The 24,799-nt window shown below is 70.7% G+C and carries 20 protein-coding genes and 1 riboswitch; of the genes, 14 read left to right on the top strand and 6 right to left on the bottom strand.

Features of this window, described 5'->3' with window-relative positions:
* The first annotated feature begins 28 nt into the window (after positions 1 to 28).
* The 5 genes from AB0K00_RS12285 to AB0K00_RS12265 all read left to right on the top strand — a co-directional run bounded on the left by AB0K00_RS12285 (position 29) and on the right by AB0K00_RS12265 (position 6,737).
* Positions 29 to 3,403, top strand: a complete 3,375-nt coding sequence (locus AB0K00_RS12285; RefSeq protein WP_363519203.1) for a cyclic nucleotide-binding protein — start codon at positions 29 to 31, stop codon at positions 3,401 to 3,403.
* Between the two features lie 10 nt (positions 3,404 to 3,413).
* Positions 3,414 to 3,629 carry a hypothetical protein gene (locus tag AB0K00_RS12280; protein ID WP_033358663.1) on the top strand — a complete coding sequence of 72 codons (216 nt, stop codon included), beginning with the start codon at positions 3,414 to 3,416 and terminating at the stop codon, positions 3,627 to 3,629.
* 25 nt (positions 3,630 to 3,654) lie between these two features.
* Positions 3,655 to 4,932: a hypothetical protein gene (locus tag AB0K00_RS12275; protein ID WP_363519201.1), complete on the top strand. Its 1,278-nt coding sequence runs from the start codon at positions 3,655 to 3,657 to the stop codon at positions 4,930 to 4,932.
* A 66-nt stretch (positions 4,933 to 4,998) separates the two neighbouring features.
* The gene (locus AB0K00_RS12270; RefSeq protein WP_363519198.1) at positions 4,999 to 6,276 is read left to right on the top strand and encodes a CehA/McbA family metallohydrolase; all 1,278 of its coding nucleotides are present in this window, start codon (positions 4,999 to 5,001) and stop codon (positions 6,274 to 6,276) included.
* An 86-nt stretch (positions 6,277 to 6,362) separates the two neighbouring features.
* Positions 6,363 to 6,737 (top strand): hypothetical protein, encoded by a 375-nt coding sequence (locus AB0K00_RS12265; RefSeq protein ID WP_363519197.1) that lies wholly within the window; start codon positions 6,363 to 6,365, stop codon positions 6,735 to 6,737.
* On the opposite strand, the gene AB0K00_RS12260 is transcribed toward AB0K00_RS12265, so the two are convergent.
* The 3 genes from AB0K00_RS12260 to AB0K00_RS12250 all read right to left on the bottom strand — a co-directional run bounded on the left by AB0K00_RS12260 (position 6,738) and on the right by AB0K00_RS12250 (position 11,630).
* Entirely contained in the window at positions 6,738 to 8,849 is a 2,112-nt protein-coding gene (locus AB0K00_RS12260; protein WP_363519195.1) for an EAL domain-containing protein, read from the bottom strand. It lies immediately after the preceding gene.
* A 14-nt stretch (positions 8,850 to 8,863) separates the two neighbouring features.
* Positions 8,864 to 9,658 (bottom strand): SAM-dependent methyltransferase, encoded by a 795-nt coding sequence (locus AB0K00_RS12255; RefSeq protein ID WP_363519192.1) that lies wholly within the window; start codon positions 9,656 to 9,658, stop codon positions 8,864 to 8,866.
* Positions 9,659 to 9,782: 124 nt separating this feature from the next.
* Positions 9,783 to 11,630 carry a bifunctional metallophosphatase/5'-nucleotidase gene (locus AB0K00_RS12250; protein WP_363519190.1) on the bottom strand — a complete coding sequence of 616 codons (1,848 nt, stop codon included), beginning with the start codon at positions 11,628 to 11,630 and terminating at the stop codon, positions 9,783 to 9,785.
* Between the two features lie 212 nt (positions 11,631 to 11,842).
* Here AB0K00_RS12250 and AB0K00_RS12245 point away from each other — a divergent pair, with 212 nt between their 5' ends.
* From AB0K00_RS12245 to AB0K00_RS12235, 3 genes are all read left to right on the top strand, one after another.
* A complete protein-coding gene (locus AB0K00_RS12245) occupies positions 11,843 to 12,787 on the top strand; it encodes a glycoside hydrolase family 16 protein (protein ID WP_363519187.1) in 945 nt (314 codons plus the stop codon).
* 74 nt (positions 12,788 to 12,861) lie between these two features.
* Positions 12,862 to 13,833, top strand: a complete 972-nt coding sequence (locus AB0K00_RS12240) for an NAD-dependent epimerase/dehydratase family protein (protein ID WP_363519185.1) — start codon at positions 12,862 to 12,864, stop codon at positions 13,831 to 13,833.
* Positions 13,834 to 14,248: 415 nt separating this feature from the next.
* Positions 14,249 to 15,172 carry a sigma-70 family RNA polymerase sigma factor gene (locus tag AB0K00_RS12235; RefSeq protein WP_327011414.1) on the top strand — a complete coding sequence of 308 codons (924 nt, stop codon included), beginning with the start codon at positions 14,249 to 14,251 and terminating at the stop codon, positions 15,170 to 15,172.
* A gap of 106 nt (positions 15,173 to 15,278) precedes the next feature.
* On the opposite strand, the gene AB0K00_RS12230 is transcribed toward AB0K00_RS12235, so the two are convergent.
* The 3 genes from AB0K00_RS12230 to AB0K00_RS12220 are packed head-to-tail and all read right to left on the bottom strand — an operon-like array spanning position 15,279 to position 17,505.
* Complete coding sequence (locus AB0K00_RS12230) at positions 15,279 to 15,710, bottom strand: hypothetical protein (RefSeq protein WP_363519183.1); 432 nt, start codon at positions 15,708 to 15,710, stop codon at positions 15,279 to 15,281.
* 9 nt (positions 15,711 to 15,719) lie between these two features.
* On the bottom strand, positions 15,720 to 16,466 hold the full coding sequence (locus AB0K00_RS12225) for a methyltransferase domain-containing protein (RefSeq protein ID WP_363519182.1): 747 nt from the start codon (positions 16,464 to 16,466) through the stop codon (positions 15,720 to 15,722).
* Positions 16,467 to 16,512: 46 nt separating this feature from the next.
* Positions 16,513 to 17,505: an NlpC/P60 family protein gene (locus tag AB0K00_RS12220; protein ID WP_363519179.1), complete on the bottom strand. Its 993-nt coding sequence runs from the start codon at positions 17,503 to 17,505 to the stop codon at positions 16,513 to 16,515.
* Positions 17,506 to 17,512: 7 nt separating this feature from the next.
* Positions 17,513 to 17,659: riboswitch (cyclic di-AMP (ydaO/yuaA leader) on the bottom strand.
* Between the two features lie 291 nt (positions 17,660 to 17,950).
* On the opposite strand from AB0K00_RS12220, the gene AB0K00_RS12215 reads away from it, so the two are divergent.
* The 6 genes from AB0K00_RS12215 to AB0K00_RS12190 are packed head-to-tail and all read left to right on the top strand — an operon-like array spanning position 17,951 to position 24,615.
* Positions 17,951 to 18,724: an ABC transporter ATP-binding protein gene (locus AB0K00_RS12215; protein WP_363519177.1), complete on the top strand. Its 774-nt coding sequence runs from the start codon at positions 17,951 to 17,953 to the stop codon at positions 18,722 to 18,724.
* Between the two features lie 28 nt (positions 18,725 to 18,752).
* Positions 18,753 to 19,517 carry an ABC transporter ATP-binding protein gene (locus AB0K00_RS12210; RefSeq protein WP_363519174.1) on the top strand — a complete coding sequence of 255 codons (765 nt, stop codon included), beginning with the start codon at positions 18,753 to 18,755 and terminating at the stop codon, positions 19,515 to 19,517.
* Positions 19,514 to 21,313, top strand: coding sequence for an AMP-binding protein (locus tag AB0K00_RS12205; protein WP_363519171.1), 1,800 nt, complete (start codon positions 19,514 to 19,516; stop codon positions 21,311 to 21,313). The genes AB0K00_RS12210 and AB0K00_RS12205 overlap by 4 nt, the downstream gene beginning before the upstream one ends.
* Positions 21,310 to 22,197, top strand: a complete 888-nt coding sequence (locus AB0K00_RS12200) for a branched-chain amino acid ABC transporter permease (RefSeq protein ID WP_363519169.1) — start codon at positions 21,310 to 21,312, stop codon at positions 22,195 to 22,197. The genes AB0K00_RS12205 and AB0K00_RS12200 overlap by 4 nt, the downstream gene beginning before the upstream one ends.
* Positions 22,194 to 23,294 (top strand): branched-chain amino acid ABC transporter permease, encoded by a 1,101-nt coding sequence (locus tag AB0K00_RS12195; protein ID WP_363519167.1) that lies wholly within the window; start codon positions 22,194 to 22,196, stop codon positions 23,292 to 23,294. Before AB0K00_RS12200 ends, AB0K00_RS12195 begins: the two co-directional genes overlap by 4 nt.
* A 22-nt stretch (positions 23,295 to 23,316) precedes the next feature.
* Entirely contained in the window at positions 23,317 to 24,615 is a 1,299-nt protein-coding gene (locus tag AB0K00_RS12190; protein ID WP_363519165.1) for an ABC transporter substrate-binding protein, read from the top strand.
* Positions 24,616 to 24,799 lie beyond the last annotated feature (184 nt).

Genomic DNA, 24,799 nt, shown 5'->3' with positions numbered 1-24,799 from the left:
CGGAACAGTGGCCCTATCAGGAGCGATCGTGGCCGTCATCGAGACGCGCATCAGTGTCTGGGAGGCCCTCGCCGGGCGCGCCCCCGGGGCTCCGTGGGGCCCCGCTGACTCAGGTCTGTGGCAGGCGGTCACGGACCGGCTCAACCCTGCCCGGGCCCGGCCGGTCCTGCGGGGCGAGGTCGAGGCCGTGACGCTCACCTCCGCCCGCGGCGTCGACTACGTGATGGTGCGCTCACCCGACCGCGGTGAGGCCTGTTACCTGCGGCTCACGCCCGACGAGTGGAGCCTGGCGCAGCTGATGGACGGCAGCCGCACCGTCGCGCGGCTCGTCGCTGACTTCGCCCGCATCTCCGGGCGGCTCGCGCCCGACCAGGTCACCCGGATCGTCGCCGACCTTGCCGGCAACCGCATGCTCGACGAGCTGCCGGTCGACGCGTTCCACCGGCTGCAGCGGGTGCACCGGCGGCCGTGGCCGATCCGGCTCGGCAAGGCGCTCCTCGCGACCGCGCAGGGGCGCCGGGTCGTCATCGCCCGGGTCGACCCGATCGTCACGTTCCTGTACAAGGCCGGCGGCCGGCTGTTCTTCACCCGGATCGTCGCCGTGCTCGCGGGCCTGGTCGCCCTGGCCGGTCTCGGCGTGTTCGTGTTCAACTGGTTCCGGGCCGACCAGTCCGTGTTCCTGACCCAGGACTCCTACTTCACCGGCGCCCTGGTGCTGCTCGGCCTCAATGTGGTTGCGCTCGCCTGCCATGAGCTCGGCCACGCGTTGGGGGCCAAACACGCGGGCCGCAAGGTTCCGGTCGCCGGTTTTCTGGTGTACTTCGGGATCCCCTCCGTGTTCGTCGACACCACCGACGTGTGGATGGCAGGCCGGCGCGCCCGCATCGTGACCACCGTCGCCGGACCGGCGACCGGCCTGGTGCTCGCCGGCGCCTGCCAGCTCGTCGGGCTGTTCTACCCGGAGCTTGAGCCGTGGACGTTCAAGCTGGCGTTCGCGTGGTATCTCAACGCGCTGTTCAACCTGAACCCGTTCATGGCGCTCGACGGCTACTACCTGCTCATGGACTGGCTCGAGGTGCCCAACCTGCGGGCCCGCGGCCTGGCCTGGGTCCTCGCCCGCCTGCGCCGGCGCCCGCCCCGCTTCGGCGAGCTCGACCGGGAGGGCCGCCTCGTCGCCCTGTACGGGATGCTCGCCGTCGTCTGGCTCGCCATCGCCGTGAACCTGATGTACCGGATCTACACCGACCGGGTCGCCGGGGTCGTCACCGGCCTGTGGAACGCCGGCTGGCTGGCCCGGGCGCTGCTCGCCGTCATCGTCGCCGGGCTCCTCGCGCCGCTGGTCTACCTGCTGTTCTCCTGGCTGCGCCGGCGCGGCCGCCGGGTCCGCGACCGGCTCGGGGAGCGCAAGCTGTCCCGTGACGAGCCGCGCCGCCTCGCCGCCCTGCGCGGCTCCAGCCTCGCCGACCTGCCGCCGGCCGCGCTCGGCAAGCTCGCCGAGCAGGCGCGATGGGTACACCCGCGGACCGGGGAGCAACTCGTCTTCGCCGGCGCCGCCCAGCAGTCGGTCTACGTCGTGGTCGACGGTGCGCTCGAGGCACGCCGCCCCGGCGACCCGACCGGCACCGTGCGGGAGCGGGTCGGCAAGGGCGGCGTCGTCGGCCTCGCCAACGCCCTCACCGGCGCGCCGGCCGCGCTCGGCTGGCTGACCGCCGGCACGACCCTGCTCGCGATCCCGCCGTCGACGGTCGCCGCCGCCGTCGGTCCGCTGCCCGGCCCGCCGCCGGTGGAGTGGGCCGAGCTGGAGGCGCTGCTGGCGGAGGCGCCCGCGCTCGCCGGGCTCGGCGCCGAGGACCGGCTCGGGCTCATGACCCGCGCCCAGCCGGCGCAGCTGATGCCGGACCAGCCGGTGCACCTGAACAGCGGCACCGACGCGATCGTGGTCGCCTCCGGCACGCTGGTGCTGCCCGAAGGCGTCCAGCTGGGCCGCGGTTCGATGATCGGCCCGTACGGCGACGACCCGCCCGGCCAGGTCGCCACCGCCCGCTCCGCGGCCCGCGTCTGGGTGCTGCCGGCGATCGCCGGGCTGCCCCTGATCATCGGCGGTCCCGCGCTGAGGGGCCCGATCGCTGGCGGTCGCGCACCGTCCTCGGGCGCCCACCCGCCGTCGGCGTACCCGCCCCTCGCGGCGCCGCCCGGCGTCTACGGCAAGACCGACGAGTCCATCGACAAGCGCTTCGAGCGCAAACTGTGGTGGCTGCTGGTGCTGCTGTTGCTGTTCGCGCTGTTCCTGACCGGCAGCAACCTGTTCTCCGCGCCCGTGTGGGCGGAGATGCCCACCGACCGGGCCCTCATCACCGTCACCCGCGGGCAGGCGACGGTCCGGGTCCACGGCGAGGACCGCACGCTGCGCCGCGACGGCAAGGTGTACGTCGAACAGGGCGACGCCGTCACCGTCGGGAGCCGCTCGACGGCCACGATGACCTTCCGTGGCGGCAGTGTCACGGTCCTGTGCGCCGGCTCGCGCGTGGACGTCGGCGAGCTCATCAGCTCGGTCGACCGTCGCCCGGTCCAGCCCACCGGCGCGTTCACGGTGCGCTCCGGCCGGACCCTGGTCGACACGACGAGCACGACGACGGCGTTCGAGCCGTTGAAGCTCACCGTGACCGGCGCCGGCGACCCTGTCGGCAACGACGGCCGGGCCAGGTTCGCCCTGTCCGCGGGCAGCTCCTCGCCGGAGGTCGCCTCGGGTGTGGTCACCCAGGGCGGCAGCACCGTCACGACCGACCCGTCGGCCGACCTGACCTGCGGCGACGGCGTCGTGCTGCCGAAGCCGGGCGGCACGCCGACCGTGCTGCCGTCGCCGTCGGACACGCCGTCGGAGTCGCCGTCCCCGTCGCCGTCGGTCTCGGACAGCGCCTCGCCGTCGGCGTCGCCCGGCACGACCCCGACGAAGACCAAGACCCCGGGACCCACGCGGACGACCGCCGGTCCCCCTCCGCCCACGACCTCCCCGCCGCCGCCGAGGGACACCACCGTGCCCGCGGTCGGCCGGATCACGACCCGAATCCCGCGGATCTACGCGGTCGACGCAAAGGGAACCGCCTGCAACACGAACGGACCGACCACGACGACGATCGTCGGACAGGTCAGCGACCCGGTTGACAGCGCTGACACCCTGACGGTGAGCGTCCGCCTGACCATCAACGGCACCGCGCGGTCCGCCACAGGCAAGGCCAACGCCAGTGGGACGTTCACCCTCAGCGTCGGTCCGTTCCCGAACACCATTACGAAGACCTACAACACGCTCGGTGACGTGAGCGTTACCGTGACAGATCCTGCGAAGAACACTGGCACCGGCAGCTCGGCCGGACTCATCACATTCACCAACTGTATGTATGGCTAGGGAGAGATCGGTGCTTTGTTGGTTCTGCGCCAAAGCGGCGCGGGGGTCGTGCCGGTTCTGCGCGCGTGGGCTGTGTGAGGACCACGCGAAGTTCGGCCCGTACCTGCTGGAGGTGCACCGTTCGCAGAGCCGCGGCCGGGCCGAGGGCCTGGTCGTGGAGGACGCGGTGCAGTGCGGCACCTGCCGGCCGCGGCCGCAGCCCGTGCCGATGCCCGAGCTCGACTGACCGTTTACCTGGGGGACTGTTTCCGATGAGCGACTTCGACGACGTACTGGAGCGACTGCTGACCGACCCCGGCTTCCAGGCTCGCCTGGCGGCCGACCCCGCGGGCGCGCTCGCCGGGTACCGGCTCAGCGCCGACGAACTGGAGCTGCTCCAGGCACAGGTCGGCGGCGTGGACGCCGGGCAGTCCCGGGTCGAGCAGCGCACGAGCAAGGCCAGCATGTTCGGCCTGTTCTCCTCGATCGGCTCGGGCATCGGCGACGTCGTCCACGGCCATGGCGGGGGCCAGGATCTCGGCGGCGGTTCGCACGGCTCCGGCGCGGGGCAGAGCGCGGCCCGGGGGCTGGGCGCGCTGGAGCAGTCCGGCGGGCGGCACGCGGCCGTCGAGCCGGGTCCGCAGCCCGGTGGTCTGGCCGGGCACGTCCACGGCGCCGTCGAGCACGGCGCGCACGCCTCCGCCGGCGGGGTCGAGGCGCACGCCGGCCCCGGCGGTGCGTACGCGTCCGCCGGTCTCACCGACGCCCAGGCCGGCGGGTACGGCAGCGCGGGGCTCGCCGAGGCGCCGGACCCACAGGGCGGCGGCAGTGCCGGGCTCTCGGAGGCGCCGGAGGGTCCGCGCACGTACGCGTCGGCCGGGTACGGCGGCGACGCGCAGGCAGGTTATGGCAGCGCGGGGCTCGCCGAGGCACCGGAGGCCCAGGCCGGCGGCTACGGCAGCGCCGGGATCGCCGAGGCCGACCCGTACGCCGGTCAGGGTCACGGCGTCTCCGGTCACGTCACGGAGGTCCACTCCAGCAGCCAGGGCACCGTGTACCGCTCCAGCACCGCCGGGCTCGGGCAGGGTGGCGGCACCGCCGGGCTCGGCGAGGCCGACGGCGGTGCGGGCAGCGGCCGGCACGGCATCGGCGGCGCCCTGGACGGCCTCGCGGCGTCCCGCGAGGGCTCCCCGGTCCAGCCGCCGGCCGGTGGCGAGGGCGGTCACCACGGCGTCGCCGGTGGCCTCGCCGGCGCCGTGCACGACGCCGGCACCGGGGTCGGGCAGGCACCGACCGACGGCTACCACACCAGGGTCGACTGGGACGGCGACGGGAAGTGGGACCAGCACACGTACGTGAACCGGGCCGACGGCGGCGTCGACATCGTCGTGGACGTCGACGGTGACGGCCGGGCCGAGTTCGTCGGGCACGACACGGACCGCGACGGTCTCATCAACTCCTCCGAGCTCGACACCAACCACGACGGCGTGATGGACCAGCGGTACGAGGATCTCAACGGCGACGGCTGGCTGGACCGACGCACCCGCTGACTGGTATTCGCCTGGCGGACATCGTCATGTATCGACATGTTGCGATGCGTGGCGTCTGCTGTGGGCATGACTGGAGACCACTCCCACCATGACCACGAGGGACACCAGGACCACCAGGACCACCGGGGCGTCGACCGCCGGGGCCTGCTCACCGCGGGTGCCGGCGGTCTGCTGCTCCTCGCCGCGCCCGGCACGGCCTACGCCGGGACCGGCCGGACCGCCCGCGCGGAGACCGGCACCGCCGCCACGGTCGGCGCCGGGCCCGCCGCGCTGACCGGCGCCGCCCGCGCGTCCGCGATCACCGCCGGCACCGCGCTGGTCCACGCCGACCTGCACAACCACACCGTCATGTCGGACGGTGACGGCGACCCAAACCTGGCCTTCGCCTCGATGCGCTCGGCCGGCCTGGACGTCGCCGCGCTCACCGACCACACGACCCTGTTCTCCATCAGCGGCCTGTCGAGGTCGGAGTGGGACCGCACCGGCGCGCTCGCCAACGCGGCCGACGACCCGGGCAACTACACGGCGATCCGCGGGTTCGAGTGGTCGCACCCGCTGCTCGGGCACGTCAACGTGTGGTTCACCAACGGCTTCACGGACCTGGGCGGCTCGAGCAACATGGGCGGCCTGTACAACTGGATCGTCAGCAACGGCGGGGTGGCCAGTTTCAACCATCCGGGCCGCGAGCTCGCCCGCTTCGGCAACTTCTCCTACTCCGCCGCGGCCCGGGACGCGATGGTCAGCCTGGAGATGTTCAACCGCGGCGACGACTACCTCTTCGACGGCTGGTCCGACGGCCGCACGTCCGCCCTCAACGCGTGCCTCAACGCCGGCTGGCGGACCGGCATCAGCGGCGTCTCCGACGAGCACGGCACCGACTGGGGCTTCCCGGAGGGGAAGGGCCGCACCGGGCTGTGGGTGACGCAGAACACCCGCGCCGGTGTCCTGGAGGCGATGCGGGCCCGGCGGTTCTTCGCCACCCGGGTCTCCGGCCTGCGCGTCGACGCCACCGCCGACGACGTGCGGATGGGTGGGGTGCTGCCGCTGGCCAGGGGCGACGTGCGCTTTGCCCTGGACCTCGACCGCGGCCCGGAGTGGAACGGCAAGCCGATCCGGATCCAGGTGCTGCGGCCCGGGACCACGGCCCCGACGGTCGCCGACGTGATCGACACCGTCGCCAACCAGGTCGTGCGCTTCACGGTGCCGCTGGACGTGGCGATGGGCAACTGGGTCGTGCTGCGGGTCTCCGACCCCACCCAGCCCAACCCGAGCCCCGGCCCCAACGGTCATCCCTGCAACGACTTCGGCCTCGCGTACTCCAGCCCGTGGTGGCTGCAGCCCTGATGAAGCGGCATGGCACGTTTCGGGGATCAGCCGAACGGCCGAGCGGCCTACCGTTGCCCAGGTAACCAATCAACCGGGAGCGGGCCATGAGCGACTTTGACATCGACTGGGAGATGGAGGACGGCCTCCACGTCGACCATGACGGTGGCGCTGACCTGCTCTCCTCCGACCAGCAGTTCGCAGAGCACCACGACGCGTTCGACGCCGGCGGCCAGGAGGGCGAGCACGCCACCCTGGACGGTGACGTCCTGGGTGACTATCAGGACGAGCAGCCGAGCTTCGGCGACGTGAGCGACGAGTCGCAGTACGTCGACGAGACCGACCTGCCGGAGTTCCAGTTCGACCCGGGCTTCACCGACGGGTCCTACGACCTGATCGGCGCCGACAGCCACGAGGCGGACCTGTGGTCGCAGCTGATGGTCGACATGAACGAGGACGTCAACCCGTACGCGGCGAACTGATCAGAGCTTGATCGCCGACGGCGGGCCGGAGCTCGCGTAGTACCAACCCTGTGCGGTGTCACAACCGAGGGCCAGCAGCCGGTCGGCCTGCTCCGCCGTCTCGACGCCCTCGGCTGTGACGCTCAGGTTCAGCGCGTGGGCGAGCCCGATCACCGCTGCGATGATCCTCTGGTCGACCGGGTCGGCGCCCTCCGGCGGGCGCAGCCCGGCGACGAACGAACCGGCCAGCTTCAGGCTGTGCACGGGCAGGTGCCGCAGGTAGGCGAAGTTGCTGTATCCGGTGCCGAAGTCGTCGATCGCGATCCGCGGCCCGAGCGCGGCCAGGGCGTTGAGCGCCTCCGTCGGCTCGCCGCCGCTGCCCATGACGGCGCTCTCGGTCAGCTCCAGCTGCAGCCGGTCGGGTGCCAGGCCGGTCTGCTCCAGGATCGCCTTCACGTCCCGCACGATGGTGCGGTCGCGCATCTGCCGGACCGCCAGGTTGACGCTCATCAGCGGCGCCTTCGCGCCGTGCTCGGCCTGCCACCGCGCGGCCTGCCGGCACGCCTCGTGCAGCACCCACCGGCCGAGCGGCACGATCAGGCCGGTCTCCTCGGCCATGCCGATGAACGCGTCCGGGCCGAGCACCCCGAAGCGCGGGTGGCGCCACCGGACCAGGGCCTCGACGCCGATGGTGACCGCGTCGCTGAGGCGGACCAGCGGCTGGTACTCGACGAAGAACTCGCGCCGCTCCAGCGCGGCCGGCATGCTGGCCGACAGCTCGTAGCGGGTCACCTCGCGGGCGTGCCGCTCGGCGTCGAAGAGCGCGAGCCGGTTCCGCCCGTCGGCCTTCGCCCAGTAGAGCGTCGTGTCGGCGGCCTTCATCAGCTCGCCGGTGCTGGTGCCGCGCAACGGCTGCTCGACCACGCCGATGCTGGCCGAGATGCTGATCTCGTGCCCGCCGACGTGGACCGGCGCCCGGACGGTGTCCAGGGCCCGCTCGGCGACCGCGACCACGTCGTCGGTGCCGTCGGAGCGCTCGATGAGCACCACGAACTCGTCGCCGCCCATCCGGGCGACCAGCTGGCCCTCGCCGGAGATCGAGCGGGCGAGGCGCCGGGCGACGGTCTGCAGCAGCTGGTCGCCGACGTCGTGCCCGAGGGTGTCGTTGATGACCTTGAACCCGTCGACGTCGAGGTAGCAGACGCCGACCCGGGAGTCGGGCTCGTCCTCGGCGCCGGCCAGCAGCTCCGCGAGGCGGTCGAAGAACATCGTCCGGTTCGGCAGCTGCGTCAGCGGGTCGTGCAGGGCCTGGTGGCGCAGGCGCAGCTGCAGCAGGTAGCGCTCGGTGATGTCCTCGAACATCGCGACCAGCCACTTCGGCTCGCCGTCCTCATCGCGGATGATCGAGGCGACCAGGTCGGTCCAGACCTGGTGGCCGTCCTTGTGCGCGTACGGCTTCTCGATGCGGAACTGGTCCCGCCCGCCGGAGAGCACCTCTTCGAACATGCCGGCGGCGACCGGCGGGTCCTGCGGGTGCACGAAGTCCTCGAACGTCATCCGCCGCAGCTCGTCGGAGCTGTAGCCGAGCATGTCGCACAGCGCCTGGTTGACCTCGATGACCTGGCCGTCGACGGTGCTGACGCTCATCCCGATGGCGGCGCCGGCGAAGATCGCCCGGAACCGCGCCTCGCTGACCCGGCGGCTCTCCTCGGCGCGGGCGCGGGCCCACAGCGCCGCGGTGCGGATCTCCTCCTGCTCGTCGAGGACCCGGTCGCGCAGCGCCTGGGCGTACCCGGCGGCGAGCGCGCCCTGGATCTCCGCGACCCGGCGGGTGGGTGCCTTCGCGAACTGGTCGCTGATCACGGCGATGGTCCGCTCGAGCGTCATCGGCTCGGTGAAGTGCGCGGCGACGAGCGTGGAGCCGACCTCGCGGACGTCGTCCGGGTCGAAGGTCTCGGCGGTCAGCCCGTGGATGAGCCGCGTGGAGAGGGCGGTGAGGAAGTCCTGCACCTCGAGCCCGTTCATCGACACGTAGCTGGTCCCGGCGATGGCCAGCGACCAGCTACGGGCGAGCCGCTCGGCGGCTCGGTGCGGGCGGTCCCACGACGTCGGCGTGGGGCTGAGGGCGGTCATGATCAGTGGGTGCACTAGTCCTTGCGGGCGACGGCGGCGCAGCCGATCGCGTCGCCGTCGGGTGCGGTCTCGGTGCCGGGGTCCGGGCGCCAGTCGTAGGTCGCGACCACCCCGGGCTCCAGGATCGTCAGGCCGTCCAGCAGCTTCGCGACCTCCTGGCTGCTGCGCAGGATCAGCGGCGTGGGGGATTTGCGGTACATCTCCTGCGCCTCCTCCTCGGCGGGGGTCAGCGGCCGGTCGAGCCCGGCGTGGGACAGCACGATGTGGCTGCCGGGCACGCCGGCGGCCGCGTAGCCGGCGACGATGTCGGCGGGGCGCTCCTCGTCGGGGACGAAGTGCAGCACCGCGGCGAGCAGGAACGCGATCGGCTGGGTGAAGTCGAGCAGGCCCTGCACCTGCGGCGTGGCGAGCACGTCGGCCGGGGCCCGCAGGTCGGCGGCGACCACGGCGGTGCCGGGCACGTCGGCGAGGATCGCGCGGCTGTGCGCCACCGCCACCGGGTCGTGGTCGACGTAGACGACCTTGCCGTCGGGGACCAGCTCGTGCACGTTGCCCACCGTCGGGATGCCGGAGCCGAGGTCGATGAACTGCTGCACGCCCTGCGCGGCGAGCATCGTGACGGCGCGGCGCAGGAACGCGCGGTTGCTGCGGGTCAGCGGCCCCACGGCGGGCATGACCTTGAGGATCTGCTCGGCGAACGCCCGGTCGGCGGCGAAGTTGTGCGAGCCGCCGAGGTAATAGTCATAGACGCGCGCCACGCTCGGCCGGTCGAGATCCACATCCGCGGGTGCCCAGCTCGGTCGCTCCACCGATCAACACCTTTCGACCTCGGTCGTGCAGATTGCGCTGGCGTCCCGCGCTTGTTCAGGCGCCTGCGAGCATACGTGTGGGCGGGCAGGAGCAAAACCCGCTGCCCGCCCACACGGTCATCGATCAGGCAATCTTCGTGATTCGCGTGGCGGTGCCCGGAGCGATCGGACCGGGCGTGAGGTACGCGGTGAGGGCATCGACGTCGAAGCCCGGCGCGTAGACCCGGCCGGTGCCGAGCGCCAGGTTGGTGAACCCGTCGCCGCCGTTGGCCAGGAAGTCGTTCGTGGTGACCAGGTAGCTCGCCGTCGGGTTGATCGGAGTGCCGTTGACCGCGATGTTGCTGACCTTCGAGCCGGCCGGGGCCGACGCGCTGTAGGTGTAGGTCAGGCTCGCCGACGGCTGCAGGATCCGCTGGACGGTCTGCCCGCCGAAGCCGACGAACTGCTGCTCCAGCACGTCCTTGATCTGCGCGCCGGTGAACGACTGCGTGACGACCAGGTTGTTGAACGGCTGGACCGTGAAGGCCTCGCCGTAGGTGACCTGGCCGGGCGCCTCGCCGCCGGGGGAGTTCGTGTAGACCAGCGACGAGCGGATGCCGCCCGGGTTCATGAGCGCGATCTGCGCGCCCGCCGCGGCCGTGTACTTGAGCTGCGCGTCGGCGATCACGTCACCCATCGGTGACTCGCCGTTGGCCAGCGCGGTGCTGGTGATGTCGCCGGTGATGCTGCCGACGATCTTGTTGGCCAGGGGCGCCACCGCCACGCGGTACTTGTCGGCGATGACCTTGATCTTCGGGTCGACGAGCGCGGGGTTGCGCACGAAGTTGCCCGCCGCGTCCTTCTGCCACGTGCCGTCGGCGTTCTTCACGCCGTTCTCGACGATGACGTTGGTCGCGGACGCGTCGACGAACTTGCGCGACTTCTTGTCCAGCGTCACGCGGATGTCGGTGACCAGGGTGCCGGCGGTGCCGGCGCTGGTCACGAGCGAGTTGGCGCCGGAGGAGTTCGGCAGCTCGCAGGTGTAGAAGCGGTGGGTGTGGCCGGACACGACGACGCCGTACGCGGGGTTGAGGCCCTTGACGATGTCGGTGATCGGGCCGGCGAAGTTGGCGCAGCCGGACGGGTCCAGCGGCGCGGGCGGGCTGCTCTGCAGGCCACCCTCGTGCACGACGAGCACCATCGAGCGGATGCCGAGCCAGCCCAGCAGCGTCGCGTACTGGTTGGCGGTCGTCACCTCGTCGCGGAAGTCGACGGTCTTGATGCCGGCCGGGTTGACGATGCCGGGCGTGGCCTCGAGGGTCATGCCGACGTAGGCGACCGGGACGCCGTCGTAGAACTTGATCGTGAACGGCAGCAGGATCGGCAGCTTGTTGGACTTGTTCGTCACGTTCGCCGCGAGGTAGGGGAACGCCGCGCCGGCGAAGCCGTCGCCGTCCTGGCAGCCGTCGACCGGGTGGCAGCCGCCGAACTGGATGCGCTTGAGCTCGTCGACGCCCTCGTCGAACTCGTGGTTGCCGACGGAGGAGATGTCGACACCCATCTTGTTGAGGACCTCGATCGCCGGCTCGTCGTGGAACGCGGCGCTGACCAGCGGGGAGGCCCCGATGCTGTCGCCGGCGACGACCGTGTCGCTGTTACGGACACCGTCGGCCTTCGCCGCGTCGCGCAGCTTGGTCAGCCAGGTGCTGAGGTATTCGGCGCCGCCTGCCGGGGTGCCGTTGATGAGGCCGCCACTGCCGAGCGGCGGGTCGATGTTGCCGTGGAAGTCGTTGAATCCGAGCAGCTGTGCGGATGTGGTCGGCCCGGTCTTCTGGGTGAACGACACGTTCGCCGGCGTGAGCGGAGTCCAACGGTCGGACTGCTCAGGTGCGCCGGACTTGGCTAAGGGCAGCAAGGCGACAACCGCGACGGCGAGCGTCGGCACCGCGAGGTGCTGAGCGATCCGCCACGCGCGGGCGCGGGGCTGGGCCATGATCTCTCCTTTTGGAAGACATGCGTCGACGGACATCCTTCCGCAGCCGTCGATCCCGCACGACCGCCTGGCGGAGACGGATCGATGTCATGCGGGTGAATGCGAGGGTCGGTATCCGATCGGGCCGCCAACTGCGCACGTTCGTCGACGCTCCGCAGTGGTGTGCGGACGCAAGGTATCCGGTAGGTTTTGCGAGTGAGGGGGCTGACACCATGTTGAGGCGAGCCGCGACCATCGTGCTCGTCGTCGTGTCGGCGATCTGGGTGGTCCCCGCGCCGGTCCTCGCCGTCGACCCGGCCGACTGGACGCCGGTCTTCTCCGAGTCCTTCGACGACCCGGGTGCCCTGCCTCCGGCCTGCGCCGCCTACGACGGCGTCTCGGACGGCACGTCCGACGGGGTCTCCGACGGCACCGCCGGCGGCGCTTCGGCGAGCTACTTCCGCCCCGAGGCGGTCACCGTGTCCGGCGGGAAGCTGCACCTCGCGCTGCACCGGCGTTCCTATGGCGGCAAGGCGTTCGTCACCGGCGAGCTGCGCTGCCTCGGCGCGGCCCAGCAGTACGGGCGGTATGAGTTCCTGGCCAGGGTGCCGATGGGCGCGGGGATCTCGTCGATCGCCATGCTGCGCCCCGTCGACCAGCAGGTCGCCCAGCACACGTCACAGCTGGAGATCACCGCCGTGCCCGGCGAGGAGAAGGCGTTGGTGCGCAACGGCTCCGGTGCCGACACCTCCGTGCGGACCGTGCCCGGCCCGTTCAGCGACTGGCACTCCTATGCGATCGAGTGGTCACCGGCGGGCTTCAAGGTCTTCGTCGACGGCAAGGAACGCGTGGCCGACCCGGGCACCTCCACGGCGCAGCGCTGGTTCGGCTTCGCGGTGACCACCAGCGGGTCCGCCACCCCCGGCACGTCGACGGCGCTGCCCGCGGAGTTCCAGGTCGATTTCCTGCGCGTCTATGCCCTCGCGCCGGGGTCGTCGTTGCCGGCGGTCGCCGCACCACCGTCCACTGTGCCCAATGCCCTGTCCGGCACGCCGCGCGGGCACCGGTGGTCGCTGTGGCTGGCGGTGGCGGCGACGGTGATGGCCGCGGTCGCCCTGTTCGTCCTCGTGGTGCACAAGACCCGCCCGCACCGCCCGCCGCCGTCCCACCGCGCGTAGGTTTCCGCTCCTGGCGTTGCCGCTCTGAGCGAACAGGGCTTCAGGTCCGGTGCCCGGCGGCCAAGGATCGCCGGATGAGAATCCTTGTACTCGGCGGCACCGTGTTCTTCGGCCGGGCGGTCGCCCGGCAGGCCCTCGCCGCCGGCCACGACGTCACCTGCGCGGCCCGCGGCACGTCCGGCGACCCCGTCGAGGGCGCCCGGTTCGTGACCGTCGACCGGTCCGACCCCGACGGGCTGCGCGCCGTCGAGGGCACCTTCGACGCGGTCGTGGACGTCGCCCGCAAGCCGAGCCACGTCCGGCACGCGGCCGCCGCGCTCACCGGCCGGGTGGGACATTTCACGTTCGTCTCCAGCTGCTCCGTCTACGCCGACACCGCGACCCCGGACCAGACCGTGGCGACCGCGCCGCTGCTCCCGGCCGCCGAACCGGGCTTCGACGACGCGGCGGCCAGCGCCGAGGCGTACGGGCGCTGCAAGGTCACCTGTGAGGAGCTGGTCCGGGACGCCTTCGCCGACGTCTTCGTCAACCGGGCCGGGCTGATCGTCGGGCCGGAGGACCCCACCGGCCGGTTCGACTACTGGGTGGCCCGGCACGCCCGCGGCGGCGAGATCCTCGCCCCGGGCGACCCGGCCGAACGGGTCCAGTTCGTGGACGTCCGCGACCTGGCCGACTGGACGGTGCGCGCCGCCGAGGAGGGCCTCACCGGGACTTTCGACGGCATCGGTGCCCCGATGACCCGCCGGGAGTTCCACGCCGGCTTCGGCGGCGACGGCACGCTCACCTGGGTGACCCAGGACTTCCTCACCGCCCATGACGTCGTGCCCTGGTCCGGTCCGCGGTCACTGCCGTTGTGGCTGCCGCTGCCCGAATACGCCGGGTTTCTCACCCACGACACCACCCCGGCCCTTGCCGCCGGACTCCGCCCGCGCCCGCTTCCGGAAACCGCCGCGGACACCCTCGCCGCATTCAGTGACACACACCACATCACTGGGCTCACGGACGAGGAAGAAGTCGCGCTGTTGCGGGAATGGCACGCTCAGTAGGTGGGGTGTGACGAGCCCGTCAGCATTTCGACAGACTGCAGCACGCGTCGATTCCTGCGGATACCTGCGCATTTGCCTGTCATCCCGGCGACTCTTGCCGATGAACAGCGGTGATCCGGGTCCCAGTCGACGCCGTTCCCAGGGAACTCACAGCGAGTTTAGGCGTCTGACGGGCAGGAATACCACGTATCACTTGTTGGAACCGAAGCGAACCGGAGCTGCTCCCGAGTCGTCTAGGTAAGTGGTGCAACTCTCACGGGTCGTCACCGGAATCGCCCGCGAGGGTGGAATTCGGCAGGCCACGTGACTGTTGTGTAGGAGGCATACCCGGGGGGCACCCGTTTTAGCAGGGTGAAACGGGGAAGGCGAAGGATGGACGGGGAGGGGCCCGAAGGTGGAGAACGTGAAAGTGGAGATGCGACCCGATACAGGTGCCGAAGAGCGTGACCTGGTTGGTGTCTACCTGCATGAGATCTCCCGCACGCCGCTGCTCGACGCCGCTTCTGAGGTCGAGCTTTCCAAGGCGGTCGAGGCTGGTCTCTATGCGGAGCACCTGCTGGACGTGGCCGAGCTGCCCGACGGCGTGAGCGCCGCCGAGCTGCAGCGCCTCGTCGACGAGGGCGAGCGGGCCAAGGACCGGTTCATCCGGGCCAACCTGCGACTGGTGGTGTCGATCGCGCGGCGTTACGTGCGGTCCGGCATGCCGATGCTCGACCTCATCCAGGAGGGCAACACCGGCCTGGTCCGCGCCGTGGAGAAGTTCGACTACGTGCGCGGCTACAAATTCTCGACATATGCGACATGGTGGATCCGCCAGGCGATCAGCCGGGCGATAGCGCAGCAGGAGCGCACCGTCCGGCTGCCCGTCCACCTCGTCGAAGACGTCAACCGGATGCGCAACGTCGCGCGTCAGCTCACCCGTGAGCTCGGCAACGACCCCGAGCCCGAGCAGCTCGCCGTCGCCCTCGGCGTTCCCGTCGAGCGCGTCCACGAGCTCAAGCGCTGGTCCCAGGACACCGTCTCGCTCGACACCCCTGTCGGCGACGACGGCGACACCAGCCTCGGCGACCTGGTCTCCGACTCCGACGCGCCGTCGCCGGAGGACGTGGTCCTGGCCGCCCTGGAGCGCCAGCGCATCGAGGGCCTGCTCAACCACCTCGACGACCGGTCCGCGGGCATCATGCGCGCCCGCTACGGTCTGGAGGACGGTCGCGAGCACTCGCTGACCGAGGTCGCGAGCCGGTTCTCCCTGTCCCGCGAGCGCATCCGCCAGTTGGAGATCCAGGCCCTCGGCCGGCTCCGCGAGCTGGCCCGCGCCGAAGGCCTGCAGGCCGCCTGACCGATACCAACCCGCAGCCCCTGACCCTTCCCGGTCGGGGGCTGCTCCGTGTCAACAAGCCGGGTCGGCAAGCCGGGTCAGCAAGGCGGCGGGTCGGCGATGCGGGTCAGTAGGGGTTGCCGCAGACCTTCCAGGCGCCGGCCTCCTTGCGCAGCGGGACGGCGTGGGCCTCTTTCGGGCCGGTGGAGTAGGTCACATCGGCGGTGATCCTGGCGGTCTCGAGCCCGTTGTCGTTGCCGTACCAGCCGCCCCAGTGCAGATCGTGCGAGACCGGTCTGCGCCCGTTGACCGCGGCCTCGAACGATGACTGTTCGTAACGGGCCCGGGTGTCGTCGCACAGCCGCTCGTAGGCCGCCGCCAGGTCACCCGACTCGAGGTCGGACAGGAACGCCGAGGTCGCCTCGCGCGCGGCCTTCGTGCGGTCGTCGAAGAAGAGGTACGCGCCCGCGCCGCCGCCGCAGCAGCACAGCACGACCACGACGGCGAGGACGATCAGCACGATCTTCACCGAGCTGCGGCGGCTGCGCGATTGGGTCACGGGCGGATCTTAAGATCGTTGCGCCACGACGAACAGTCTCGGAAACGGCAGGATCGTGCCGAACGGCTCGCGCGGGTAGACCTCGCGCAGCCGGGCGGCGACGCGGGCGCGGAAGTCGTCGAGCTCCGCGCCGGACAAAGCGTCGAGGTAGGGGCGCAGGCCGGTGCCGCTGAACCACTCCAGGACCGGGTCGTCGCCGGGCAGGACGTGGAAGTACGTGGTCTCCCAGGCGTCCACGGTCAGGCCGAGGCCGGCGAGGGTCCGCACATACCAGGCGGGCTCCCGCACGGGCGTCGCGCCGCGCGGGCCGAGGACCTCGGGATCGAGGACGTCCGAGTCGAGGATCGGGCCGCCGGTCGGGACCTGGAAGGCGAGGGTGCCGCCGTCGTCGAGGGCCGCGGCGAGCACCGGCAACAACGCCGCGTGATCGGGGACCCACTGCAGGGAGGCGTTGGCGACGATGACGTCGACGGAGCCGCGCTGCGGCCGCCACCCGGCGATGTCACCGAGCTGGAAGGACACCTGCGGCGTGGCGAGCGGCGCTGCGGCGGCGAGCATGGCGGGGGAGGAGTCGATGCCGAGCACGGCCGCGTCCGGGTAGCGGGTCGCGAGGGTCGCGGTCAGCGTGCCGGGCCCGCAGCCGAGATCGACGACCGCGACCGGGGCGGTGGTCGGGATGCGCGCGACCAGCTCGTGGAAGGGGCGGGCCCGTTCGTCGGCGAAGCGGGCGTACTGCTCGGGATCCCAGGAGGCCATGCCCCATCTTGCGGGCATGGCCTCCTGGCACGTGACGAGGGGTTCCCTAGTGCGGGCGCCCGTATCCGGTCGTGTTGGAACGGTCGACCGAGGCGACCTCGACGTTACGGCCCGTGGTCGGCGCGTGGATCATCTTGCCGTTGCCGATGTAGATGCCGACGTGGCTGGGCGACGATCCTCCGAAGAAGGCCAGGTCTCCCGGCGAGAGCGCGGACCGCGAGACGTGCGTGACCCTGCCCGAGCGCCACTGGTCGTTGGCGTTGTGCGGCAGCGTGATGCCGGCCGCCTTCCAGGCACCCATGGTCAGGCCCGAGCAGTCCCAGCTGCCCGGTCCGGCGGCGCCCCACTTGTAGGGCTCGCCGAGCTGGGCGCAGGCGAACGCGACCGCCGAGTTGGCCGGGCTCGTGCATTCGGCGCCGAGGGACACCTTCACACCGGTCGATCCGGTGCTGCCGGCCGCGGTGGCGCGGCGCTTGAGGGCGTCGAGCTTCTTGACGTCGCCCTCGATCTTCTTCTTCTTGGTCTCCAGCTCGGCCTTCTGTGCGTTCTCCGCGGCGAGCGTGTCGTCGATCTTCTTCTTCTCGTCGTCCAGCTTCGACTTGGCCGCCGAATACTCGGCGATCGCGTGCTGCTGGTGCTTGCTGATCTGCTGCAGCGTGGTGAGCTGGTCGATCAGCGTGTCCGACGACTGCGCGTTGAGCATGACGTTGAGGCTCACCATGTTGCCGGAGCCCTTGAACGCGGCGATGGCGATGACGTCGACGTCGGAGTTGGCCGCGGTCATGCTGTCCACGAGGGGTTGGATCTTGGCCTGGATGGTGGCGGCCTCCGCCTGGGTGGCGGCGAGCGTTTCATTGATCTTGTTGTAGGCCTCGACCGTGACTTCGAGCTCGTCGCCCGCCTTCTCGAGCTGGGCTTGGATCTCGGCAGCTGTGGGATCGGCCTTGGCGACACTCGCAGGCGCCACAACGGCCAGCGCGACGGCCCCGATGACCAGGGAGCGCAGCAGGGACCGTTTGGCGCGGTGTCCAGCGGACAAGGGATGACCCTTCATTCACCGACCGCCTACCGGGTTAGCTGACGGGTTCGGGCGGGAAGAGAGCGCCCTACCGCGATCGCGGATTCACCCCAAGGAACCTGGGTCCCCGGCTCGAACAGCGCCAGATGGGCGCTCGACTCGGCGGCGCTTGCGCGGCGCCGCCCGGGCTGGGCGACGGACTGCCGAGCAGGCCAGGGCCTAACTTAACGTGATCACCAACGAAGCGAAACCCACGCGCGTTGTTCTATATCTATTACCCCAAAAGTCCGAATCACGGCGAGTTGTCGGTCCACATCGGACGGTGATGCCGCATCGAAGATGGTGTTGACGGACACACAATTGGGGCTTGATTCTGCTCTGATACCCGGTTAAATACACGTAACTTTATTCACCGACGATGCACATAGTTCGCCCACTCCGAACACCCCCGGAGGAGCGTCACCCCATGTTGCGTGTCCAGAACCTAGAGGTCGTCTACGACGACGTGATGTTGGTGCTTCGCGGCGTGAGCCTGCAGGTGCCACCGGGACGGATCGTCGCGCTGCTCGGCGCGAACGGTGCCGGCAAGACCACGCTCCTGCGGGCCCTGTCAGGCCTGCTCGGTGTCCACGACGGCGCCATCACCAAGGGCTCCGTCACGCTCGACGAGCGCCCCATCCACCGGCTGCGGCCGGCCGCCGTGGTCCGCCGCGGCGTGTCGCAGGTGATGGAGGGGCGAAGAACGTTCGCCGAGCTGACCGTCGAGGAGAACCTGCGCCTGGGCGCCCACACCCGCCCGAAAGGACGGGCGGAGGCCCTCGAGCGCATGTACGGCCTGTTCCCCGTGCTCGCCCAGCGCCGCGGCAGCATCGCCGGCTACCTCTCCGGCGGCGAGCAGCAGATGCTGGCGATGGGGCGGGCCCTCATGTCCGACCCGGCCTACCTGCTGCTCGACGAGCCCAGCCTCGGCCTCGCGCCGCGGCTGGTCGAACAGGTCCGCGACCTGATCGTGCAGATCAACCGGGCCGGCACCGGCGTGCTGCTGGTCGAGCAGAACGCGACCATGGCGCTGTCCATCGCCGAGCACGGATACGTGCTGGAGACGGGCAAGGTCGTGCTCGACAAACCCGCCGCCGAACTGCTCGCCGACGACGACATCCGCGAGTTCTACCTCGGCCGCGCCGAGCGGTCCTTCCGCGACGTCAAGCACTACAAGCGTCGCAAACGCTGGCTGTCATAGAGCCGCAACAACCCCTTCGGGAGTCGCCGTGCTGCGTTTCGAAGACGTCCGGCTCAGCTTCGCCGGCGTCAAAGCCATCGACGGTGTCTCGTTCACCGTCGCCAAGGACGAACTGTTCGCCGTCATCGGGCCCAACGGGGCCGGGAAGACGTCGATCTTCAATGTGATCTCCGGTGTGTACCGGCCGCAGCAAGGCAAGGTGACCCTCGACGGCACCGATCTCACCGGGCTGCGCCCGGACAAGGTCGCCAAGCTCGGGGTGGCCCGCACCTTCCAGAACGTCGAGCTGTTCCAGCACCTGACCGTGCTGGAGAACCTCATGCTCGGCCGGCACCACCACATCCGCTACGGCACCCTGGCCGCCATCGCGTGGGTCGGCCGGGCCCGGCGCGAGGAGATCGCCAACCGGGCCGTGGTCGAGGACATCGTGGACTTCCTCGAACTGGCCCAATGGCGCCGCCTGCCGGTGGGGCTGCTGCCGTACGGCGTGCAGAAGCGCGTCGAACTCGGCCGCGCCCTGGCCATGGAGCCGAAGCTGCTGCTGCTGGACGAGCCGGTCGCCGGAATGAACCTGGAGGAGACCGAGGACATGGCCCGCTTCATCCTCGACGTCCGCGAGGAGCTCGGCATCCCGATGATCCTCGTCGAGCACGACATGGGCCTCGTCATGGATCTCGCCGACCGGGTCATGGTCGTCGACTTCGGCGTGCCGGTCGCCACCGGCACGCCCGCCGAGGTGCAGCACAACCCCGACGTCCTGCGCGCCTACCTGGGGGAGGTGGAGGCGGCATGACGATTGCCGACCTGGTCAAGCAGCACGCCGAACGCACACCTGACGCCGTCGCGATGCGGGAGAAGCACCGCGGCATCTGGCGCGAGATCACCTGGCGCGACTACTGGCGCACCGCGGAGACGGTCGCCCGGGCCCTGCGCTCGCTCGGGATCCTGCCCGGCGACCGGGTCGCGATCCAGTCGGAGAACCGCTCGGAGTGGCTCTTCGTCGACGTGGCGACCGTCGCGGTGCGGGCGGCGACCGTCGGGCTGTACCCGACGAACCCGCCCGACGAGGTCCGGCACATGCTGGCCGACTCCGGCGCCAGGATTCTCTTCGCCGAGGACCAGGAGCAGGTGGACAAGGCCCTCGCGGTCCTGGACGACTGCCCCGACCTGGAGTGGATCGTCTACCTGGAGCCCAGGGGCATCCGCGGCCGCTACCAGCACCCGAAGCTCATCGCGTGGAGCGACCTGCTGGCCTCGCACGAAGGTGCGGAACCGGTCGAGCTGCAGTCCAGCGACGACGACATCGCCACGCTGATCTACACGTCCGGCACGACCGGGCGGCCCAAGGGCGCGATGCTCACCGTGGCCAACGTGGACTTCGCGATCCGGGTGCTGATCGAGGGCGGCGGCTTCTCCGACCCGCCGCCGGGGCCGCGCGACCTGACCCTGTCCTACCTGCCGCTGTGCCACGTCGCGGAGCGGGTCTTCACCACCTGGTTCAACGCCGCCGCCGGGGTCACCGTCCACTTCGGTGAGTCGATCGCGACCGTGCAGGCCGACCTGCGCGAGGTGCAGCCGACGATCCTGTTCGGGGTGCCCCGCATCTGGGAGAAGATGATGGCCGGCGTCACGATCCGGCTCGCCGGGGCGTCGCTGGTCAAACGCTCCAACGCGCGGCTGTGGCTGCGCGTCGCGGACCGCCTCGGCGCCACCCTGGAGGCCAACGGCGGCCGGCACACCGCCGGCAGCCGCCTGCTCTACGCGGTCGGCTGGCTGCTGTGCTACCGGGCGCTCAAGGAGCGCATCGGGATGCGCCGGGTCCGCTACGCCGCCAGCGGCGCCGCCCCGATCGCCCCGGACGTGCTGCGGTTCTTCATGGGCATCGGGGTGCCGATGTTCGAGGTCTACGGTATGACCGAGAACACCGCGATCAGCACCGCCAACCGCCCCGGCCGGGTCAAGCTCGGCACCGTCGGGGAGGCGCACAGCGGGGTGGAGCTGCGCATCGCCGCCGACGGGGAGATCCAGACCCGGCACGCCGGCACGTTCGCCGGTTACTTCCGCAACCAGGCGGCGACCGAGGCGGCCATGACGCCCGACGGCTGGCTGCGCACCGGCGACGTCGGGCTGATCGTCGACGGTACCCACCTGAAGATCACTGACCGTTCCAAGGACATCATCATCACCGCCGGTGGCAAGAACGTCGCGCCGAGCGAGATCGAGAACGCGTTGAAGGCCTCGCCGTTCGTCAAGGAGGCGATCGTCATCGGCGACCGGCGGGCGTTCCTGACCGCGCTCATTGGCATCGAGGTCGACACCGTCGGGGAGTGGGCGCAGCGCCGCGGCATCGCCTACACCACCTACCGCGACCTGTCCGGCAAGCCCGAGGTCCTGGCCCTGATCCAGGGCGTCGTCGACGCGGTCAACGCCGGGCACAACCCGGTCGAGCAGGTCAAGACGTTCCGGATGCTGCCCAAGGAGCTCGACCACACCGACGGTGAGCTCACCGCGACGCAGAAGGTCCGCCGCGGCGCCGTCGCCACGACCTTCTCCGCGCTCGTCGAAGACATGTACGGGAGCAGAGTGTGAAGGACTTCTTCGAGAGCGTCCTGCGCGGCATCGGCACCGGCAGCGTCTACGCGCTGCTCGGCCTCGGGTTCGTGATCATCTACAAGGCGACCCGGGTCATCTCCTTCGCCCAGCCGGCGTTCATGCTGGCCGGCGCGGTCCTGGTCACCTACCTCGTCGGTCCGCTCGGCTTCTTCCTCGGCCTGGCCGCGGCCGCGGTGCTCACCGGCGGCCTCGCCCTCGGCGTCGAACGGCTCGCGGTCCGCCCGATGATCGGCCGGCCGGTCTTCACCGTCGCGATCATCACGCTCGGCATCGACATCGCGGTCCGGGTCGTCGTCAACGCCGCCATCGGCCTCGACGTGCGGCAGGTCGGCGACCCGTGGGGCCTGCAGGTGTGGAAGCTGCCCGGCGGCGTCCAGGTCGAGCAGCGGCACGTGGCGATGGTCCTCACCACCGCCGTGCTCATCGGCCTGCTGTACCTGTTCTTCCGCTACACCCGGACCGGCCTGGCGATGCGGGCGGCCTCCTACGACCAGGAGGCGGCACTCGCCCAGGGCGTCAGCGTCGGCGCGGTGTTCGCGCTGTCGTGGGCCCTCGCCGGCGCTCTCGCCGCGGTCGCCGGCACGTTCGCCGCCGTCGGCGGCAGCGTCAGCGAGTCGCTGTGGCTGATCGCGCTGACGGCCCTGCCGGTGATCATCCTCGGCGGCCTCGACTCCTTGCCCGGCGCCGTCATCGGCGGCCTGGCCGTCGGCGTCGTCCAGGAGCTCACCGCCACCTACCAGGGCTCGTTCCCATGGCTCGGCGGCAACATCTCGGTCGTCACGCCGTACGTGGTGATGTTCCTGGTCCTGCTCGTGCGCCCCTACGGCCTGTTCGGCACCCGGGAGGTCGAAAGGGTATGAGAAACCGTCCACTGCTGCGCACCTCCTACAACCAGGAGCTGGCGCTGCTCGACACCACCTCGAAGAAGGTGGCGGTCGGCATCCTCCTCGCCGTCGGGGCCGCGCTGCCGTGGCTGGTCGAGGACCAGCTGCTGCAGCTGATCGGGCTGGCCTGCGTCACCGCGATCGGCGCGATCGGGCTCAACATCGTCACCGGCTACGCCGGGCAGGTGTCGCTCGGCCATGCGTTCTTCCTCGCGATCGGCGCCTACACGGCGGCGGCCATCGCCGGTGACCCCGACGCGCGGACCATCGGCTTCGGGGTCAGGGAGATCCTGGTCTGGCTGCCGGCGGCCGGTCTCGTCGCCGCGGTCGCCGGTGTACTGGTGGCTCCCCTCGCCACCCGGCTGCGTGGCCTGTACCTGGCGATCGTCACGCTCGGCCTGGTCTTCATCGGCGGCCACATCATCAACGAGTGGTCGTCGCTCACCGGCGGGCCCGGCATCGGCCGGCAGCCCCCGGCGCCGACCCTGCTCGGCTACGACCTCAACACCGGCGACGCCTTCCTCACGAGAGATCAGAAGCTGTACCTGCTGATGCTCGTGCTGCTCGTCCTCGCGGCTCTCGCGGCGCGCAACCTGGCGCGTTCGCGAGTGGGCCGGGCCTTCACCGCCATCCGGGACCGCGACATCGCGGCCGGCGTGATGGGCGTGAACCTGGCCAGATACAAGACGATCGCCTTCGGGGTGTCGTCGTTCTACGCCGGCTGCGCCGGCGCGCTGCTCTACGTCGGGATCGGCTACTTCGACCCGACGACCTTCAACCTGCTGCTGTCGGTGCAGTACATCGCGATGATCCTCATCGGCGGTGCGGGCACGGTCAGCGGCGCCGTCCTGGGCGCCTTCCTGATCACGCTCCTGCCGCGGCTGATCCGTGAGGTCCCGTCGTTCCTGCCGTTCATCAGCAACTCGCCGGCGGAGTCCCCCAACGCCTACCAGCTCGAAACCGTCCTCTACGGCGTGTTGATCATCGTGTTCCTGATCTTCGAGCCGCGCGGGCTGTTCGGCATCTGGATCCGGCTCCGCAGCTACTGGAAAGCCTGGCCGTTCTCGTACTGACCTCGTCGTAAGGAGCCCCTCAATGAAGAGGTTGGGCATGTTTGCCCTCGCCGCGGTGCTCACCGTCGGCTCACTCGCCGGATGTCGCGGCGCGGACAGCACGGAAAAAGGTTCGAGTGGCCCGAAGTCGGACGTCGGGATCACCAAGGAGCCCTGCCCCAAGTCTGAGCACAAGGACCGGGGCTGCATCTACCTCGGCATCATCTCGGACCTCACAGTCGGACCGTTCCACGTCCTGGCCGTGCCGATCACCGACGCGCAGAAGGCGTTCTGGAAGCGGGTCAACTCCCAGGGCGGCATCGGCGGCTACGACATCGACGCGGAGACCTACGTCCGGGACAACAAGTACAACCCGCAGACCCACAACGAGGCGTACCAGGAGATGAAGGGCAAGGTCCTCGCCCTCGCCCAGAGCCTCGGCTCGCCGACCACGGCCGCGATCCTGCCCGACATGAAGGCCAACAACATCATCGCCGCGCCCGCCGCGTGGACCTCGGCGTACGCCTTCGAGGACAACATCCTCGAGTCCGGCGCCAACTACTGCATCGAGTCGATGAACGCCGTCGACTACGCCAACGAGACCTTCAAGCCCAAGACCGTCATGGCGGTGCACCTCGCCGGCGACTACGGCGACGACGCTGCCGCCGGGGCGAAGATCGCCGCGGAGAAGCTGGGCATGACGTTCGTCAACGTGAAGACCGACTCCGGCACCGACAAGCAGGCCGGCGCGGTCACCGCCATCGTGACGCAGAAGCCGGACCTGGTCATCCTGACCACCGGACCGGCGGACGCGGCCGCGATCGTCGGCGGCGCCGCCCAGCGCGGCTTCACCGGCAAGTTCATCGGCACCAGCCCGTCGTGGAACCAGGGCCTCCTCGCGACCGCCGCGGCACCCGCGCTGAAGGCGCTGTACCTGCAGAGCTCGCCGTGGAAGTCGTGGGCCTCGGACACCCCGGGTCACAAGGCGATGCGCGAGGCGCTCGGCTCGTCCGTCACGCCGAACGACGGCTACACGTCCGGCTGGGTCTGGTCCTACCCGCTGCTCGCCGCGCTCAAGAAGGCCCAGGCCGACGGTGACCTGACGCGGGCCGGCCTGCTCAAGGCCGCCAAGTCGCTCACCAAGGTCGACTACGAGGGCATGCTGCCCGACGGCGCCGGCAACTACGCCGCCGGCGCGGACGGCATCTTCCGCCAGTCGCTCATCTACAACCCGACCGTCGGCGCCGGCGGCCCGAACGACATCAAGCTGATGAAGGACTACTTCACCGGCTCGGTCGCGAAGGACTACAAGCTCGACAAGGCCTGCTACGAGAAGCTGTAAGCACGAGGAAACCTGACGACGACCCGTTCGGCTGACTGGCCGAACGGGTCGTTTTCGTGTAGATCTTGTCCCGACTCGCCCGATTCGCGGTGAGTCAAGGTCGACATCGTCGGCAACGCGACACTTCCTCAGGTCCTACTCCTCGGTAGGCTGGCGCAATTTCAGCGGGACTCCCGCCTCTCTG

It is taken from the genome of Dactylosporangium sp. NPDC049525 (genome assembly GCF_040676755.1).
Lineage (GTDB): Bacteria > Actinomycetota > Actinomycetes > Mycobacteriales > Micromonosporaceae > Dactylosporangium.
This window is presented reverse-complemented; position numbering and strand designations above follow the sequence as displayed.

Excerpts from the sequence above, each read along its gene's own strand:
- AB0K00_RS12275 (WP_363519201.1), top strand. The coding sequence starts at position 3,655 with ATGAGCGACTTCGACGACGTACTGGAGCGACTGCTGACCGACCCCGGC.
- AB0K00_RS12270 (WP_363519198.1), top strand. The coding sequence starts at position 4,999 with ATGACTGGAGACCACTCCCACCATGACCACGAGGGACACCAGGACCAC.
- AB0K00_RS12265 (WP_363519197.1), top strand. The coding sequence starts at position 6,363 with ATGAGCGACTTTGACATCGACTGGGAGATGGAGGACGGCCTCCACGTC.
- AB0K00_RS12260 (WP_363519195.1), bottom strand. The coding sequence starts at position 8,849 with ATGACCGCCCTCAGCCCCACGCCGACGTCGTGGGACCGCCCGCACCGA.
- AB0K00_RS12250 (WP_363519190.1), bottom strand. The coding sequence starts at position 11,630 with ATGGCCCAGCCCCGCGCCCGCGCGTGGCGGATCGCTCAGCACCTCGCG.
- AB0K00_RS12245 (WP_363519187.1), top strand. The coding sequence starts at position 11,843 with ATGTTGAGGCGAGCCGCGACCATCGTGCTCGTCGTCGTGTCGGCGATC.
- AB0K00_RS12240 (WP_363519185.1), top strand. The coding sequence starts at position 12,862 with ATGAGAATCCTTGTACTCGGCGGCACCGTGTTCTTCGGCCGGGCGGTC.
- AB0K00_RS12235 (WP_327011414.1), top strand. The coding sequence starts at position 14,249 with ATGCGACCCGATACAGGTGCCGAAGAGCGTGACCTGGTTGGTGTCTAC.
- AB0K00_RS12225 (WP_363519182.1), bottom strand. The coding sequence starts at position 16,466 with ATGGCCTCCTGGGATCCCGAGCAGTACGCCCGCTTCGCCGACGAACGG.
- AB0K00_RS12215 (WP_363519177.1), top strand. The coding sequence starts at position 17,951 with ATGTTGCGTGTCCAGAACCTAGAGGTCGTCTACGACGACGTGATGTTG.
- AB0K00_RS12205 (WP_363519171.1), top strand. The coding sequence starts at position 19,514 with ATGACGATTGCCGACCTGGTCAAGCAGCACGCCGAACGCACACCTGAC.
- AB0K00_RS12195 (WP_363519167.1), top strand. The coding sequence starts at position 22,194 with ATGAGAAACCGTCCACTGCTGCGCACCTCCTACAACCAGGAGCTGGCG.
- AB0K00_RS12190 (WP_363519165.1), top strand. The coding sequence starts at position 23,317 with ATGAAGAGGTTGGGCATGTTTGCCCTCGCCGCGGTGCTCACCGTCGGC.